At 56.1% G+C, this 14,866-nt stretch carries 14 protein-coding genes and 2 pseudogenes; 9 read left to right on the top strand and 7 right to left on the bottom strand.

Annotated elements, in window-relative coordinates:
* The first annotated feature begins 233 nt into the window (after nt 1–233).
* Nucleotides 234–1,394 carry an IS30 family transposase gene (locus ROG8370_RS18270; protein ID WP_085828578.1) on the top strand — a complete coding sequence of 387 codons (1,161 nt, stop codon included), beginning with the start codon at nt 234–236 and terminating at the stop codon, nt 1,392–1,394.
* A gap of 241 nt (nt 1,395–1,635) precedes the next feature.
* Here ROG8370_RS18270 and ureG read toward each other — a convergent pair whose 3' ends face one another.
* Genes ureG through ROG8370_RS18235 form a run of 7 tightly spaced genes read right to left on the bottom strand, consistent with a single transcriptional unit; the run spans nt 1,636 to nt 6,531 of the window.
* On the bottom strand, nt 1,636–2,268 hold the full coding sequence (gene ureG / locus ROG8370_RS18265; protein WP_085828577.1) for an urease accessory protein UreG: 633 nt from the start codon (nt 2,266–2,268) through the stop codon (nt 1,636–1,638).
* On the bottom strand, nt 2,265–2,930 hold the full coding sequence (locus tag ROG8370_RS18260; protein ID WP_370738352.1) for an urease accessory protein UreF: 666 nt from the start codon (nt 2,928–2,930) through the stop codon (nt 2,265–2,267). Before ROG8370_RS18260 ends, ureG begins: the two co-directional genes overlap by 4 nt.
* On the bottom strand, nt 2,890–3,375 hold the full coding sequence (ureE, locus tag ROG8370_RS18255) for an urease accessory protein UreE (protein ID WP_085828576.1): 486 nt from the start codon (nt 3,373–3,375) through the stop codon (nt 2,890–2,892). Before ureE ends, ROG8370_RS18260 begins: the two co-directional genes overlap by 41 nt.
* A 9-nt stretch (nt 3,376–3,384) precedes the next feature.
* The gene (ureC, locus tag ROG8370_RS18250; RefSeq protein ID WP_085828575.1) at nt 3,385–5,145 is read right to left on the bottom strand and encodes an urease subunit alpha; all 1,761 of its coding nucleotides are present in this window, start codon (nt 5,143–5,145) and stop codon (nt 3,385–3,387) included.
* Nucleotides 5,145–5,450, bottom strand: coding sequence for an urease subunit beta (locus tag ROG8370_RS18245; RefSeq protein ID WP_085828574.1), 306 nt, complete (start codon nt 5,448–5,450; stop codon nt 5,145–5,147). Before ROG8370_RS18245 ends, ureC begins: the two co-directional genes overlap by 1 nt.
* A 9-nt stretch (nt 5,451–5,459) precedes the next feature.
* Nucleotides 5,460–5,762, bottom strand: coding sequence for an urease subunit gamma (locus tag ROG8370_RS18240; protein ID WP_085828573.1), 303 nt, complete (start codon nt 5,760–5,762; stop codon nt 5,460–5,462).
* A gap of 1 nt (nt 5,763) precedes the next feature.
* Entirely contained in the window at nt 5,764–6,531 is a 768-nt protein-coding gene (locus ROG8370_RS18235; protein WP_503128345.1) for an urease accessory protein UreD, read from the bottom strand.
* 454 nt (nt 6,532–6,985) lie between these two features.
* On the opposite strand from ROG8370_RS18235, the gene urtA reads away from it, so the two are divergent.
* The 8 genes and pseudogenes from urtA (at nt 6,986) to ROG8370_RS21495 (ending at nt 14,765) form a co-directional block, all read left to right on the top strand.
* Nucleotides 6,986–8,266: an urea ABC transporter substrate-binding protein gene (gene urtA / locus ROG8370_RS18230; protein ID WP_085828572.1), complete on the top strand. Its 1,281-nt coding sequence runs from the start codon at nt 6,986–6,988 to the stop codon at nt 8,264–8,266.
* Nucleotides 8,267–8,330: 64 nt separating this feature from the next.
* Complete coding sequence (gene urtB / locus ROG8370_RS18225) at nt 8,331–10,283, top strand: urea ABC transporter permease subunit UrtB (RefSeq protein ID WP_085828571.1); 1,953 nt, start codon at nt 8,331–8,333, stop codon at nt 10,281–10,283.
* A 4-nt stretch (nt 10,284–10,287) separates the two neighbouring features.
* Nucleotides 10,288–11,520 carry an urea ABC transporter permease subunit UrtC gene (urtC, locus tag ROG8370_RS18220; RefSeq protein WP_085828570.1) on the top strand — a complete coding sequence of 411 codons (1,233 nt, stop codon included), beginning with the start codon at nt 10,288–10,290 and terminating at the stop codon, nt 11,518–11,520.
* Entirely contained in the window at nt 11,517–12,257 is a 741-nt protein-coding gene (urtD, locus tag ROG8370_RS18215; RefSeq protein ID WP_085828569.1) for an urea ABC transporter ATP-binding protein UrtD, read from the top strand. Before urtC ends, urtD begins: the two co-directional genes overlap by 4 nt.
* A gap of 3 nt (nt 12,258–12,260) precedes the next feature.
* Nucleotides 12,261–12,956 carry an urea ABC transporter ATP-binding subunit UrtE gene (gene urtE / locus ROG8370_RS18210; RefSeq protein WP_085828568.1) on the top strand — a complete coding sequence of 232 codons (696 nt, stop codon included), beginning with the start codon at nt 12,261–12,263 and terminating at the stop codon, nt 12,954–12,956.
* A 620-nt stretch (nt 12,957–13,576) separates the two neighbouring features.
* Nucleotides 13,577–13,840: pseudogene (locus tag ROG8370_RS18205) on the top strand (helix-turn-helix domain-containing protein); the annotation flags it as partial.
* 17 nt (nt 13,841–13,857) lie between these two features.
* A pseudogene (locus ROG8370_RS18200) lies at nt 13,858–14,421 on the top strand (type IV secretory system conjugative DNA transfer family protein); the annotation flags it as partial.
* A gap of 26 nt (nt 14,422–14,447) precedes the next feature.
* Nucleotides 14,448–14,765 carry an acyl-CoA thioesterase gene (locus ROG8370_RS21495; protein WP_085828567.1) on the top strand — a complete coding sequence of 106 codons (318 nt, stop codon included), beginning with the start codon at nt 14,448–14,450 and terminating at the stop codon, nt 14,763–14,765.
* Nucleotides 14,766–14,866 lie beyond the last annotated feature (101 nt).

Raw genomic sequence — 14,866 nt, 5'->3', positions numbered from 1 at the left:
TCCGCCTGCTTCAGGATCGTCATGATCTGAGCGTCGCTAAATCGTCCGTTCTTCATCGTAAATCTCCTCAGATATCTTGCCGAGAAAATTCTACTTTTGAACACCACTAATTTTGGGGGGGATTACCTTCAGACTTCGATCAAGGAAGAGTTTTTCAACAAAATAAGCCCAATTTCAACAATGGTGCACAGTCCACGAAGGTCCGCTGTAAAGCCAAAGATGGAGTGTAAGCCATGAAGTATCGTCGTCGCATATTTTTTACGGACAAACAGAAGTCAGACATTTGGGATCGCTGGCAACGCGGAGAGTCGATGAGTTCGATTGGGCGGCTGTTTGATCGCGAGTCGTCTTCGATCTATCCGCTGCTGGCTCGCACTGACGGCATTCGCCCGCCGGACCGCGTCAGATCCCGCCGTGCTCTGACCCTTGCCGAGCGAGAGGAGATTTCGAGGGGCTTGCGCGCGAAGGTCTCTCTGCGTTCAATTGCCCAGGCTTTAAACCGACCGGCATCCACAATCAGTCGCGAGGTCCGGCGTAATGGTGGCGCCAAACTTTACCGTGCAGCGCCCTCAGATGCCGCGGCCTCGGACCGTGCCCATCGCCCAAAGCCCTGCAAGCTGGAAGGCAATGTCTATCTCTGCCGTGCGATATCAGCCAAGCTGACGCGCAAATGGTCCCCGCAACAAATCGCAGGTTGGTTGATGCGCGAACATCCCCATGAGGAAGATAAGCGCGTCTCGCACGAGACGATCTACCGAAGCCTGTTTATCCAGACACGCGGCGTACTTAAGAAGGAATTACTGGCGCATCTGCGCGCCACGCGATCCATTCGCAGGTCTCGCCACGCCACTTTGAAGCGCAGTGGCCTAGGTAAGTTCAACGACGCCATATCGATCCGCGACAGACCTGCGGAAGTAGAGGATCGGGCAGTGCCTGGGCACTGGGAAGGCGACCTCATTGCAGGCTCGGGCAACAGCTTCATTGCGACATTGGTTGAACGCAACACCCGCTTTGTGATGCTGGCGAAGGTTGGTAACAAAGATAGCCACAGTGACATTCAAGCGCTGATCAAGCAGTCACGCAAGCTCCCAAAGGAATTGTATCGCTCACTCACATGGGATCGTGGGACGGAGATGGCAGGACACAAGAAGTTCACTTTGGCGACGGAGATTGACGTGTTCTTGTGCGAACCACACAGCCCGTGGCAACGCGGCACAAACGAAAACACGAACCGGCTGTTACGACAGTACTTTCCAAAAGGCACAGACTTGTCGATACGTAGCCAAGCAAAGCTGAGTGCCGTCGCAAGACAGCTAAACGAAAGACCTCGAAAGACGCTGGGATACGAAACTCCCGCAGAGCGTTTCAATGTATGTGTTGCGTCGACCAGTTGAAACCGCCGGACAAACCGGGCTTTCGCTGCGCTTGCACCAATGACAGCTATCATGCACATTGCGTCTGCAGCGAGAAGTCGCACGGGGGGAAACCGGGCTTCGCGGCGATGACAAGATATGCTGCGGGTTTGTCACTAACAGGCATTGCTCGGGGTTTTGGCAATTGATCCCGCAATCTGACGAACAAGTTTCGAGCGCCGCGTAATCAACGTTTCGGTTCAGGCCAATTCATTAAGTATTCTCAGCCGGGCTGCGTCAACCCGGTGAGGCCGCTGATGTTGCCAAGGTGTCCCAAAACCTGCTCCAGCCCACTATCCGTCCTGAGCGTGCAGAACACTGTTGGGCGTGTGGGCCGCATTCTTGCGCTATCGCGTTTCATCACATCAAGCGAGGCGCCGACATGGGGCGCAAGATCGGTTTTGTTAACGATCAGAATATCGGACTTCGTTATCGCGGGCCCACCCTTGCGGGGAATTTCCTCGCCTGCGGCAACGTCAATAACGTAGAGTGTTATATCGGCAAGTTCAGGACTGAAGGTCGCTGACAGATTGTCGCCGCCACTTTCGATCAGAACGATGTCAACCTCGGGGTGGCGCGCTACCATCTCGGCCACTGCCGCAAGGTTGATCGACGCATCCTCGCGGATCGCTGTATGGGGGCAGCCACCGGTTTCGACACCGATGATGCGATCATTTGGCAAGACCTGCATGCGCATCAGTGCTTCGGCGTCTTCCTGTGTGTAAATGTCGTTAGTAATGACACCGATGGAGTAATTTTCACGCAGCGCCCGGCAGAGCGCTGCCGTCAACGTTGTTTTACCAGCGCCAACCGGGCCGCCGATGCCCACGCGCAAAGGGCCGTTCGGGCTTTTCATGTGCGAAATATCCTTGAATATTGTTGCTCGTGTTTCATCGACGCGATGTCAGAAAGAAACGCGGTTGATGACAAGTTATCCAGCGTGCCCTCAATCGCGTCTTCGGCAATTGCCACGCAAAGCGGCGTGTGAAACTTGATCAGTATCTGACCTTCGGTCTGCCCCAATGGGATCAGGCGCATGCCTGCGGTCACAAGATTGGCCATGAAGGCCTGAAGATACAATTGCAGGGTCAGTTCAAGCGGCAGATCATGAAGCCGCGCGCTATGGCCAAGAGCCACGGGATAGGTAAGAGCAGGCAGGACAGTGCCCCAGATTTGACCGGTTGTTTTGCTAAACGCTGCGCCCTGCAAAGTGGTTTCTTGTAACCGCTCGGCCGAGGGCGCGAAAGCATGCGCAATACTATCGACGACTGTCGGGTCATCAGCGCGATAGGCCGCTGCAAGAAAAAGCGCATCACACCAACCCGCCCCGTGGCGCAGTACGTCTTCTAACCACGCCGAAAGCGTTGCACTGTCGCGCACGTCTTGTGCCTCGACTGCCCATTCCAGCCCGTGGCTATAGGCGAACGCGCCGACAGGGTAGGCGGGTGACAGCCATTGTACCAGAGTCAGGATTGCCTCATTTTGCATGGGCGTGCCCATGGTTGTGAACATGGCCATGATTGTGCCCGTGGGTGCGTCCGTGCCCATAAGCACCGCCTTCGGGGATGAACGGCTCAACGATCTCGTTCACCCGGGCACCGATCTTTTCAAGCATGTCGCGAATGACGCGATCACGCTGGATCACCAGACGGTGTGGGCCCATCTGACAGGGTGTATGGCGATTACCGATATGCCAGGCGATGCGGTGAAGGTCGGGGCCCGTAACCGCCAATAATTCTTCTTTAGCGGCAACGACCCCGATAAGGCGATCGTCATTCAATTCAAACGCATCCCCGTCGTTCAGCGAGGTCGTGTGCGCCAGATCAACCAGAAACCGCATGCTTCCCGTGGTGGTCAGCACCTTGCGGCGCAGAAAGCGGGCGTCATAGGTCAGGTTCACGGTGTCATCTGCGCCCGACCAATGGCCACGGCGGTGAAACTTTTGGCTAAAGGGAAGCTCCATGATCGCCTCTCAGAACAGGAAATAACGTTGCGCCATGGGCAACACTTTGGCGGGTTCGCAGGTCAGCAATTCGCCGTCCGCGCGGACCTCGTAGGTTTCAGGGTTAACGTCAATCTTTGGTGTTGCGTCATTCAGGATCAGATCCTTTTTTCCAATGTTGCGCGTGTTGGTGACTGCAACCGTTTGCTTTGCCAAGCCTAGCGTATCGCCAATGCCGTCGGCCTGCGCGGCGGCACTGACGAAAACCACGGCAGAGTGCTCGACGGACCGGCCAAAAGCGCCAAACATCGGGCGGGAATATACTGGCTGGGGCGTCGGAATGGATGCATTCGGATCGCCCATTTGCGCCATTACAATGGTGCCACCAAGCAAGACCATTTCAGGCTTAACGCCAAAAAATGCCGGATTCCACAATACCAGATCGGCGCGTTTGCCTTCTTGAATACTGCCAATTTCGGTTGATATTCCATGTGCAATTGCTGGGTTGATCGTGTATTTCGCTATATACCGGCGCACGCGGAAATTGTCGTTCTCTCCGGTCTCCTCGGCCAGTCGCCCGCGCTGTTTTTTCATCTTGTCTGCGGTTTGCCAGGTGCGGATCAACACCTCGCCGACGCGGCCCATCGCCTGACTGTCTGACGCGATGATGCTGAACGCCCCCATGTCGTGCAGAACATCCTCGGCCGCGATGGTTTCGCGTCGAATGCGGCTTTCGGCAAAGGCCACATCCTCGGGGATGGACTTATCAAGGTGATGACAGACCATGAGCATATCAAGATGCTCTTCCAGCGTGTTCACCGTGAAGGGCCGGGTTGGGTTGGTCGAGGACGGCAGAACGTGATCTTCGCCGCATATCTTGATGATATCCGGCGCATGCCCGCCCCCTGCGCCTTCGGTGTGAAAGGCATGGATGGTGCGCCCCTTCATGGCGCCCACCGTGTGCTCGACAAAGCCGGATTCGTTAAGGGTATCGGTGTGGATCATAACCTGCACGTCCATCGCATCGGCGACGGACAAACAGCAATCAATCGCGGCGGGCGTGGTGCCCCAATCTTCGTGCAGTTTCAGGGCACAGGCCCCGGCATTGACTTGCTCTTCCAATGCGGCGGGCAGCGAGGCGTTGCCTTTACCCGCAAATGCAAGGTTCATCGGAAAGGCGTCGGCGGCCTGCAGCATGCGCCCGATATGCCACCCGCCCGGAGTGCAGGTCGTGGCCAAAGTGCCATGGGCTGGCCCGGTGCCGCCACCCAGCATGGTGGTCAGGCCGCTATGCAACGCATCCTCGATCTGTTGCGGACAGATAAAGTGGATGTGGCTGTCAAATCCCCCGGCCGTAAGGATCTTTCCCTCGCCAGCAATCGCTTCGGTTCCGGGACCAATGATAATGTTTACACCGGGTTGCGTGTCTGGGTTGCCGGCTTTGCCGATCCTGGCAATGCGTCCGTCCCTGAGGCCAACATCGGCCTTGTAGATACCCGAATGATCGACGATCAGCGCATTCGTGATGACAGTATCTACAGCCCCGTCGGCGCGGGTAACCTGAGACTGGCCCATGCCGTCGCGGATCACCTTGCCACCGCCAAATTTCACCTCCTCACCGTACGACACTGCGTTACTGCCCGTCCCCTCAAATAGCGCAGAACCCGCCAGTTCGGCGGTTAGATCGCGCTCGACTTCGATGATGAGGTCCGTGTCGGCAAGGCGAAGCCGGTCGCCGGTGGTAGGGCCGAACATCGCGGCATAATCGGCGCGGTTGATTGTTGCGGGCATCAGATATCTCCCATCACGGCCTGATTGAACCCATAGACACGGCGCGCGCCCGACAAAGCGATCAGGCTTACCTCGCGCCGTTGACCGGGTTCAAAACGCACAGCGGTGCCCGCCGCGATATTCAACCGACACCCGCGCGCCTTTTCGCGGTCAAACTCCAAAGCAGGGTTGGTTTCGGCGAAATGGTAGTGGCTGCCAACCTGCACGGGCCGGTCGCCGGTATTGGCAACCATCAAGGTTACGCTGTCGCGACCACTGTTCAGCGTCAGGCCGCCTTGGGCGGGGAAAAGCTCTCCTGGGATCATGATGTCACCTTAGCGAATAGGGTTGTGGACGGTGACAAGCTTGGTCCCGTCGGGGAAGGTTGCTTCGACCTGCACGTCATAAATCATCTCGGGCACCCCCTCCATGCATTGATCACGGGTGATGACCTCGGCACCCGCCTCCATCATATCCGCAACGCTACGGCCATCGCGTGCACCCTCGACAACCGCGTCTGTGATCAGAGCAATTGCCTCGGGGTGATTCAGCTTTACCCCACGCGCAAGTCGCTTGCGGGCGACCTCGGCGGCCATAGATATCAATAGCTTGTCTTTTTCGCGGGGGGTTAGCAGCATGTCAGGTCATCCATGATCTGGGAAGGGTTTGGTTGGTGAGATATCGCAGGATGGGAACAAGTGACTGGCGCAACGCATAGCCGTCACATGCAAGAATGCGCAGCGTCAGAAGATCTGCGCGGATCAAACTGGCCCCGGCGGTTTCAGGCAGCATGTCGCGAACAGGATCCAACTGCGCCATGGCATCGGGGGCGACGTAAACCAACAAAGCCATGGCACCGGCACCGGCGGCAATATGAGGCAAGGCCATGTGCGCGGCGATATCGCCCCGAAGGGTCATTGCGTCCAGAAACAGCGGCGCCCCCTGTCGGCGCACCTCGATCCGGTCCTTGAATAGAGCATTGCCCAGAACCTCGCCCATGGCCGAGCGCCCGAAAATCAGCGGCTCGACCAAAAGCAGGCGGGCTTGCTCCTCCATCTCGACACATAAGGACCGGTTCAACGCAGAGCCATCATAGAGGATGGTTTCTTGTGGCACCCAATCAAGACGCGCATCGCGGCCAACAAACAAACGGTTGCGGATTCTGGCGGTCTGCCCCGGTTGCGCCCGATAGGCGCGTTCGGCGGCCTGTGTTGTCAGGCTCAGGCTTGTTTTTTCGCCCGCCCGCGCAGTCAGCGAAAAGTCGTCACCGCCGGTGACACCGCCCGCTGTGTTGATCAGGACCGCTTGCAAAGCAGAGGAATTTGGGCGGGGGAAAAGTGATTTCATCGCGCCTGATTGGCGCAGCTCTGCCAAGGCCGACCCTTGTGGGGTGCATTTGGACGACAAGGTTACAGCACCGATCGCCCGGGGCTGGACGGGCGGGATGCCAACATCGGATATTGCTGTCGATATATTAATGGAATTGCTTTCTGTTTATTGATTTGCTTTCTGTGTTGTCATCACACGGGCGGCCGCGAGTCATTTTTAAGCGGCGCCGAGGACAGCAGCTGTCAACCTTTGCCCAAATACTGTGCGCCGCCCGGTTCAAAAGATGAACAATTGGGCGAAAGGCTGTGGTTCGCAAAAGATATCGGCCGGGCGATTGCATTGATTTCTGCAGTGCAGAAACGCTGAAATGCCCGAGTCGGATATGCTGTCTGTTTTGGGGGGTGTGTGACGATCAGTCGAATTGGACCTCGCGCCGATCGCCACACGGATTGCAACACTAGTTGCAGGGAAGAGGTATAAAACCTGGCTCTTTTGCGCAAGGTATTCTGCCCGGTCCCTGCGAGGAGAAAAAATGAAATTTCTGAATTCTACTCTGGCAGGGACAATTGCACTGGCTGGCCTCGCTGTCCCGGCTTTCGCAGCCGATTGCCCGATCAAGGTCGGTGTTCTTCATTCGCTTTCAGGCACCATGGCGATTTCCGAAACCACGCTCAAAGACACAATGCTGATGCTGATTGAACAGCAAAACGCAAAAGGCGGTGTGCTGGGTTGTGAGCTTGAGGCAGTCGTCGTCGATCCTGCGTCCGATTGGCCGCTGTTCGCTGAAAAAGCGCGCGAACTTCTGAGTGTACATGAGGTTGATGTTATCTTTGGCAACTGGACCAGCGTCAGCCGCAAGTCAGTCCTGCCAGTTATAGAAGAGCTTAATGGCTTGCTGTTTTATCCGGTTCAATACGAGGGCGAAGAAAGCTCGAAAAATGTATTTTACACCGGCGCTGCCCCGAACCAGCAGGCAATCCCGGCCACCGACTACTTTATTGACGAGTTGGGTGTTGAGAAATTCGCTTTGCTGGGAACGGACTATGTCTATCCCCGGACAACCAACAATATCCTTGCAAGCTATCTGAAATCCAAAGGTGTTTCGGATGACGATATCTTTGTTAACTACACACCGTTCGGTCATTCGGACTGGTCCAAAATTGTGGCCGACGTGGTGGCGTTGGGCGCTGATGGCAAGAAGGTTGGTGTGATTTCAACCATCAATGGTGACGCAAATATCGGGTTCTATAAAGAATTGGCGGCTGCCGGAATTTCTGCCGATGACATCCCCGTTGTTGCCTTTTCGGTAGGCGAAGAAGAGCTGTCGGGGCTGGACACCTCGAACCTTGTTGGCCATCTGGCGGCCTGGAACTATTTCCAGTCAGCCGAGGCCGAGGCAAATACGGCATTCATTGATGCCTGGAAAATCAAGATGGGCGCCGAGCGTGTGACCAATGACCCGATGGAAGCGCATTATATCGGCTTTAACATGTGGGTGAATGCAGCGACGGCAGCAGGCTCTATTGATGTCGATGCCGTGCGCGCTTCAATGTACGGGCAGGAATTTCCCAACCTGACCGGCGGCACTGCCGTGATGCTTCCCAACCACCATCTGGCGAAACCGGTCCTGATCGGGGAAATTCAGGCTGATGGGCAGTTCGATATCATCAGTCAGACAACCGAAGTACCCGGCGACGCCTGGACAGATTTCCTGCCCGAAAGCGCAGTACTGATGTCTGATTGGAAAGATCTGGGTTGCGGTATGTACAACACTGAAACCAAGACATGCGTCCAAATACTTTCGAACTACTGATCGCATGAAACGATGACCGGAGGGGGCTAGTTGCCCCTTCCGGACCTTTTGGGGCGCATATTCCATGAAAAGACTGATATTGGCTGGTCTGGCCTTGCTGATGACCTGCACGCTCGCCCTGTCACAGGGTGCACCGATGCAGGACATCTTGCAGGAACACAGTGCGCTTATTACGAAAAGCTCGCGCATGACAATCGCACCTGCGATTGCAGCCATAACCGATAGCGAACTGACGCAGGCGCAGGATGTTTTGCAGGCATGGCAGAGCAAAGACATCTGGCGGCGTACGTCTGACGGGCTATTCTTTCGCGCCGAAGAAACCGCTGCCGGTTCTTACCTTTTGTTTGATTTTGATACCGGTGAAACAGTTGGTGAGGCGCAAAAAACCGATCTGAAGCAACTAAAACCAAATAGCGGTGTTCGCGCTCTGATTGGCTCGGCTTTGGTGCAGTTCCAACTGCAAGACGGTGACCCGGTGCGCAGGCTTGCAGCACTGACGTCAATCCAGCGTGATCCAAGTTCGGAATTATTGGAGCCGTTGCGCGCCTCAATCGACTCTGAGCCGGATGCAGATTTGAAGGCCCAGAAACAACGCGCTGAGCGGCTGTTGACGATCGCCTATGATACCGATGAAAGCGCGAGGGTGGGCGCAATTTCAGACATGTCGGGGGATTTGGGTGTTGATCTGCGTGCCACTTTGAACCCGCTTTTAGAAACCAAAGTGCAGGTTTTTACAGGAGAGGCGCCCAATGCGTTGAACATTGCCCGCAGGCTTGCGCCCGGTGAAGATATCTCAACAAAAGCCGCCTATGACCTGTTGGTCACGGCCAATCTGGCCCCGGCCCGGATTGATCAGGCCGAGGTCCGCGCGACGCTGGGCGTACATATTTCTGAAGGACGGGTCGGCGGTGTCGCAGTAGAGGATCTGAACCAACCCGAGGCGCGCGCACGCGCTTATGCGGCATTGGTTGCGCAGGGCCTGGCCGAGCCAGACCCAACCAGCGCAGAGATTGAGGCCCATCTTGGCGCGCATCAGTTTGTCGAGATCTATAAAGAACCGTCGCAGCCGGTCACCACAGCGGCCTCGGAGGCCTTGGATAAGATCCTGTTAAAAGTAGGCATGAATCAGGCGCTGGATCTGATCCTTGACGGGCTATCACTGGCGTCGATCTATTTTCTTGCGGCCATCGGCCTTGCTATTACCTTTGGCGTGATGGGTGTTATCAACATGGCCCACGGTGAATTTATCATGATGGGTGCCTATACCGGTTATGTAGTTCAGCAGATAATCCCGAACCATACTGTCAGCATCCTAGTTGCAATCCCCCTGGCCTTTGCGGTTACCTTCGCTGCGGGTGTCGCAATGGAGCGACTGGTGATCCGGTGGCTTTACAATCGGCCGCTGGAAACCCTGCTGGCCACTTTCGGCATCTCTATCGCACTGCAACAATTGGCCAAGAACATCTTTGGCACGCAAGCGCGGCCTTTGACTTCGCCTGCGTGGCTGGATGGTGCATGGGTCATGAATGATGTTGTCTCGATCAGTTATATCCGAATTGCGATATTCATCCTCGCACTGAGCTTTCTTGCAATATTCCTGTTCATCATGCGGCGCACCCGATTGGGGTTGGAAACCCGCGCTGTCACGCAAAACCCGCGCATGGCAGCCAGCATGGGAATTAACCCGAACCGGGTGAATATGCTGACCTTTGGATTAGGGTCGGGCATCGCCGGGGTTGCCGGTGTCGCCATTGGGCTGTTTGCCAAGGTCACCTCGGAATTGGGGAACGATTATATCGTGCAAAGCTTCATGACCGTGGTTGTTGGGGGTGTTGGAAATATCTGGGGTACCTTGGCCGGGGCGGCGATGATTGGCTTCCTGCAAAAAGGCATCGAATGGTTCAACCCCTCGAATACACTTGCCGCGCAGACGTTCATGATCATCTTCATCATCATTTTCATCCAGTTCCGGCCAAGGGGCATTATCGCCCTCAAAGGTCGGGCGGCGGGGGATTAAACCCATGAAAAACAGCTTTCTCATGCGCAACCCCTCGACCCTGATCTTTCTGGCGGCTTTGGCGGTTTTCACCATCGTGGTCACCGCCCTTTCCGAGGCATTTGGCCTTGGCCTGATCTCGACCAGTTTTGTGAAAACTCTGGGCAAAACCCTGTGCCTTGGTCTGGTCGCGATCGCGATGGATCTTGTCTGGGGCTATGCCGGAATTCTATCGCTGGGGCATTTCGCGTTCTTCGGGCTTGGCGGGTATATGATTGGCATGTGGCTGATGTATGAGCGCACGCGCGACATCGTCATCAGCTCAATGTCCGACGCGCCGATCCCGCCTACAGCAGAAGAGATTACCGACGCCATTGGCCACCAGATATTTGGTGTTGTCGGCAGTTCGGAATTTCCACTGATCTGGGCCTTTGCCGATAGTCTGGTGCTGCAACTTGTTCTGGTGGTTCTTGTGCCCGGGGCTTTGGCATTTGTCTTTGGCTGGCTTGCGTTTCGCAGCCGGGTGGCCGGGGTGTACCTGTCGATCCTGACACAGGCAATGACTCTGGCCCTGTCGCTTTACCTGTTTCAGAACGACAGCGGATTGCGTGGGAACAACGGCCTCTCGGGCCTGCAAAACCTGCCCGGGCTGGAAGCCGCTCCGCAGAGTGTGGTCTCAATCTGGTTCCTCTGGGCATCGGCGCTTGCGCTTGGGTTGGGTTATCTGCTGGCGGCATGGATCGTCTCGGGCAAATTCGGCTCGGTCATTCGCGGTATTCGTGATGACGAGGCGCGCGTGCGGTTTCTTGGGTATTCGGTTGAAAGCTATAAACTGGCGCTGTTCACGGTCACCGCCTGTATCGCAGGCATTGCCGGGGCGCTTTATTACCCACAAGCGGGCATTATCAACCCGGCCGAGATTGCCCCCATCGCCTCGATTTATCTGGCCGTTTGGGTCGCTATTGGCGGGCGTGGCCGCCTCTATGGCGCCGTCATTGGCGCCGGGTTCGTCAGCCTTGTTTCGTCGTGGTTCACGGGTGGTCAGGCGCCGGATATTTCGCTGGGGTTTTACACCATCAAATGGGTGGATTGGTGGCTGATCGTTTTGGGCCTCTCGTTTGTGTTTGTCACGCTCTTCGCCCCCAAGGGTATTGCCGGGCTGTTCGACCTAGCAGCACACCGCAGGTGGCCCAACCGGCATGGCGCAGATCTTGGCCCTGACGCGGGTGCCCTGCGCGAACGGGAGGCCAACGAATGAACACTTTGTTGGAAGTCTCTGGCGTCTCGGTCACGTTTGACGGGTTTCGCGCCATCAATAACCTGTCGTTTCGGATCGGACCCGCCGAAATGCGCGCCATCATCGGCCCCAATGGCGCAGGCAAGACCACATTTATGGACATTGTCACCGGCAAGACCAAACCCGACCAAGGGCGTATACTCTGGGGCGAAAAAAGCATTTCATTGCGTGGCATGTCCGAGGCGCGCATTGCACGCGAAGGCGTGGGGCGCAAATTTCAGAAACCAACAGTTTTTGAGGATCAGACAGTCCATGAAAACCTGTTGATGGCGCTGCGCAACAAGCGTGGGCCGTTTGCCGTGCTTTTTTATAAACCAGCGGCCAAGGACCTGGTACGCGTTGAGGCATTGGCCGAAGAAATAGGCCTTCATGACGCGCTTTGGCGCAAATCAGGCGAACTTAGCCACGGTCAAAAACAATGGCTTGAGATCGGCATGCTGCTGGCGCAAGAACCACGCCTGTTGTTGGTCGATGAGCCCGCCGCCGGCATGACCCCCGCCGAGCGCGAGCATACAACCAATATTCTGACTGAGGCAGCCAAGACACGTGCCGTGGTTGTTGTCGAACACGACATGGAGTTCGTCCGGCGCCTTAATTGCAAGGTGACGGTTTTGCACGAAGGCGCGGTGCTGGCCGAAGGCAGTCTGGATCATGTGACCGCTAATCAGGACGTCATTGACGTCTATTTGGGACGATAACAGATGCTTAGCATTGAAAAACTGACGCTTCATTATGGCCATTCCCAAATTCTGAATGGCATTTCGATGCAGGCTGAACAGGGGCAGGTTACCTGCATCATGGGAACCAACGGGGTAGGCAAGACAAGCCTGATCAAGGCCATCTCGGGAACTCATCCCCGATCCGGCGGCTCAATGGTGTTGGATGGTGAGGCATTAGGCGTGCTGCCTGCCCATATTTTGGCGCAAAAGGGCATCGGGTACGTACCACAGGGGCGCGATATTTTTCCACTCCTCACCGTGCGGGAAAATCTGGAAACCGGTTTTAGCTGTTTGCCGGTTGCGGATCACAGCGTGCCTGAAACGATGTTCGAGCTTTTCCCGGTGCTAAAGGAAATGCAAGGCCGGCGTGGTGGCGATCTGTCGGGCGGTCAACAACAGCAACTGGCCATTGCACGGGCATTGATCACGAGGCCTAAACTGCTGCTGCTGGACGAGCCGACCGAGGGCATCCAGCCCAATATAATTCAACAGATCGGCAATGTGATACGGCACCTGCGGGATCAGGGGGAAATGGCGATTGTGCTGGTCGAACAGTATTTTGAATTCGCCTACGATCTGGCCGACCAATTTATTGTTTTGCGCCGCGGTGAGGTAACCCTGTCAGGGGACAAACAACAAACGTCGAAATCAGAGCTGTTGTCGCGCGTTTCTGTGTGAGGCCCGCGGGATCCTGAATCAGCCTTAACACCGGTACGCGTTTTGTTGAAATGATCTACCAGGAAATCAACGAACGCTCGGGTCTTGGGGGACAGATTCCGGTTGTGGTGAAGCGCACTGTTGCCTGCGCAACACCGGTTGAACGGCGGGTTCGGGCTGGGTGCGTCGGTGACGAGTTCCGGGCAGCGTCAGACGGTGAGTTGCGCCGCCACCTCAACTCCCACGCCCCACCCCCGCCCGCTTTAACGTCCCCCCTTCGCCCGCCGCCGCGCGGGAACCCCCAAGTCACCGCCTCCGGGCAGTCCACCCCCGGCACCCTTCTTTTTTGTTTTTCTCGTCCGGAACTGCCCCCGGAAAGTGCCCCGATCGAGGGGATCGTCGGAGGTTCTCGATCCAGGTCTTGGGCTTCGAGGGTTTCCTACCACCCCAGCCAGTAACCATTTTTTCATAAAATTCAGATACTTATTCCGGTCGAAATTTTTGACTCCGGAACACTTTTCCAGAACACCTGATCGACCCATTTCGCGCATACTAAATGCAAGCGACTCAAAATTGTAGATATGCCGTTACTCGCGAGACATTTCTTTTAACGTCCCAGATTTGGGAAGAAGGAGATGTTCATGAACAAGGATCAACGCGAGATTGGGCGTAAATTACGGATACTGCGATACGCCGAAGAGATCGGCCATGTTGCCAAGACCTGCCGTTATTTCGGGATTGGTCGTGCCAGTTTCTACCGTTGGCGCAAGGCCTATGCAGAACACGGAGAAGCTGGCCTGATCAATGCGCCACCCATCCCTAAATGGCATGCCATCAGGACGCCGCCTGAGCGCGAGGAGAAGGTTCTTTACCTTCGTCGCAAGTACCACCTAGGGCCAATGCGGCAGAGCTCAGGTTCGAGCACATGCATATCGTTGCGGGCAGCGGCCATGGCAAAACCCAGACCCTGCAGTATCTGATCGCCAAGGATTTGCCAGCAGTCGCCGCCGGTGACAAATCCGTGGTGGTGATCGACAGCCAGGGCGATCTGATTGGCAATATTCTCCGCGCCAAGGCCCTTGAGCCAGACCAGATCGTGCTGATCAACCCTGAGGACATCGCCTATCCGGTCAGTCTTAACCTCTTCTCGATCGGGCAGGAACGATTGGACGGCTATTCGCCCCTGGAGAAAGAACGGCTGACCAACTCCATCATCGAGCTCTATGACTTCGTTCTGGGGTCACTGTTGTCAGCGGGCATGACCGCCAAGCAAAGCGTCGTCTTCCGCTACGTGACCCGGCTGATGTTCCACATCCCGAACGCCACCATCCACACCCTGCGCGATCTGATGGAACCGGGCGGGACCGAAAAATACCGCGAACACATCGAAAAGCTCGAAGGCACGCCGCGTCGCTTTTTTGAGACAGAGTTCGAGAGCAAGGAATTTGCCGCCACCAAGACCCACCAACATTCAAGCATCGAATAGCGATCACACCACGCGATATCGACGACATGGGTCATGTCAACAATGCCGTGTACCTTCGCTGGGTGCAGGAGGCCGTGGTCAGCTATTGGCAGCACATCTCTCCCATTGATGCACAGGAAGAGCTCCTCTGGGTGGCTCTCAAGCATGAGATCGTCTATCGCATGCCGCTTTTTTTAAATGACGAAGTGGATGCCTTGGTTACGGCGATCGGAACGCGCGGGTCTCGGGCGTCATTTTCAACAAAATTTAGACGCGGTGAAGATATAGCAGCCGAAGTGCGTAGTTCGTGGTGTTGCGTCGATGCGGTTACCCGACGGCGAGAGTGTCCGACCTTCTGTGTATGAGTAATTTGGCCCATGCTTCCAAAACGAAGGAGCATGATGACAATGACGATTTCCAAAGAACTACTGGATGAGCTGCTGAGCGGCGTTGAACGGCCAGAGGA

This window comes from Roseovarius gaetbuli, from assembly GCF_900172365.1.
Taxonomy (GTDB): Bacteria; Pseudomonadota; Alphaproteobacteria; order Rhodobacterales; family Rhodobacteraceae; genus Roseovarius; species Roseovarius gaetbuli.
Note: the sequence above shows the minus strand (reverse complement) of the source record. Positions and strands in the feature narration are given on the sequence as shown.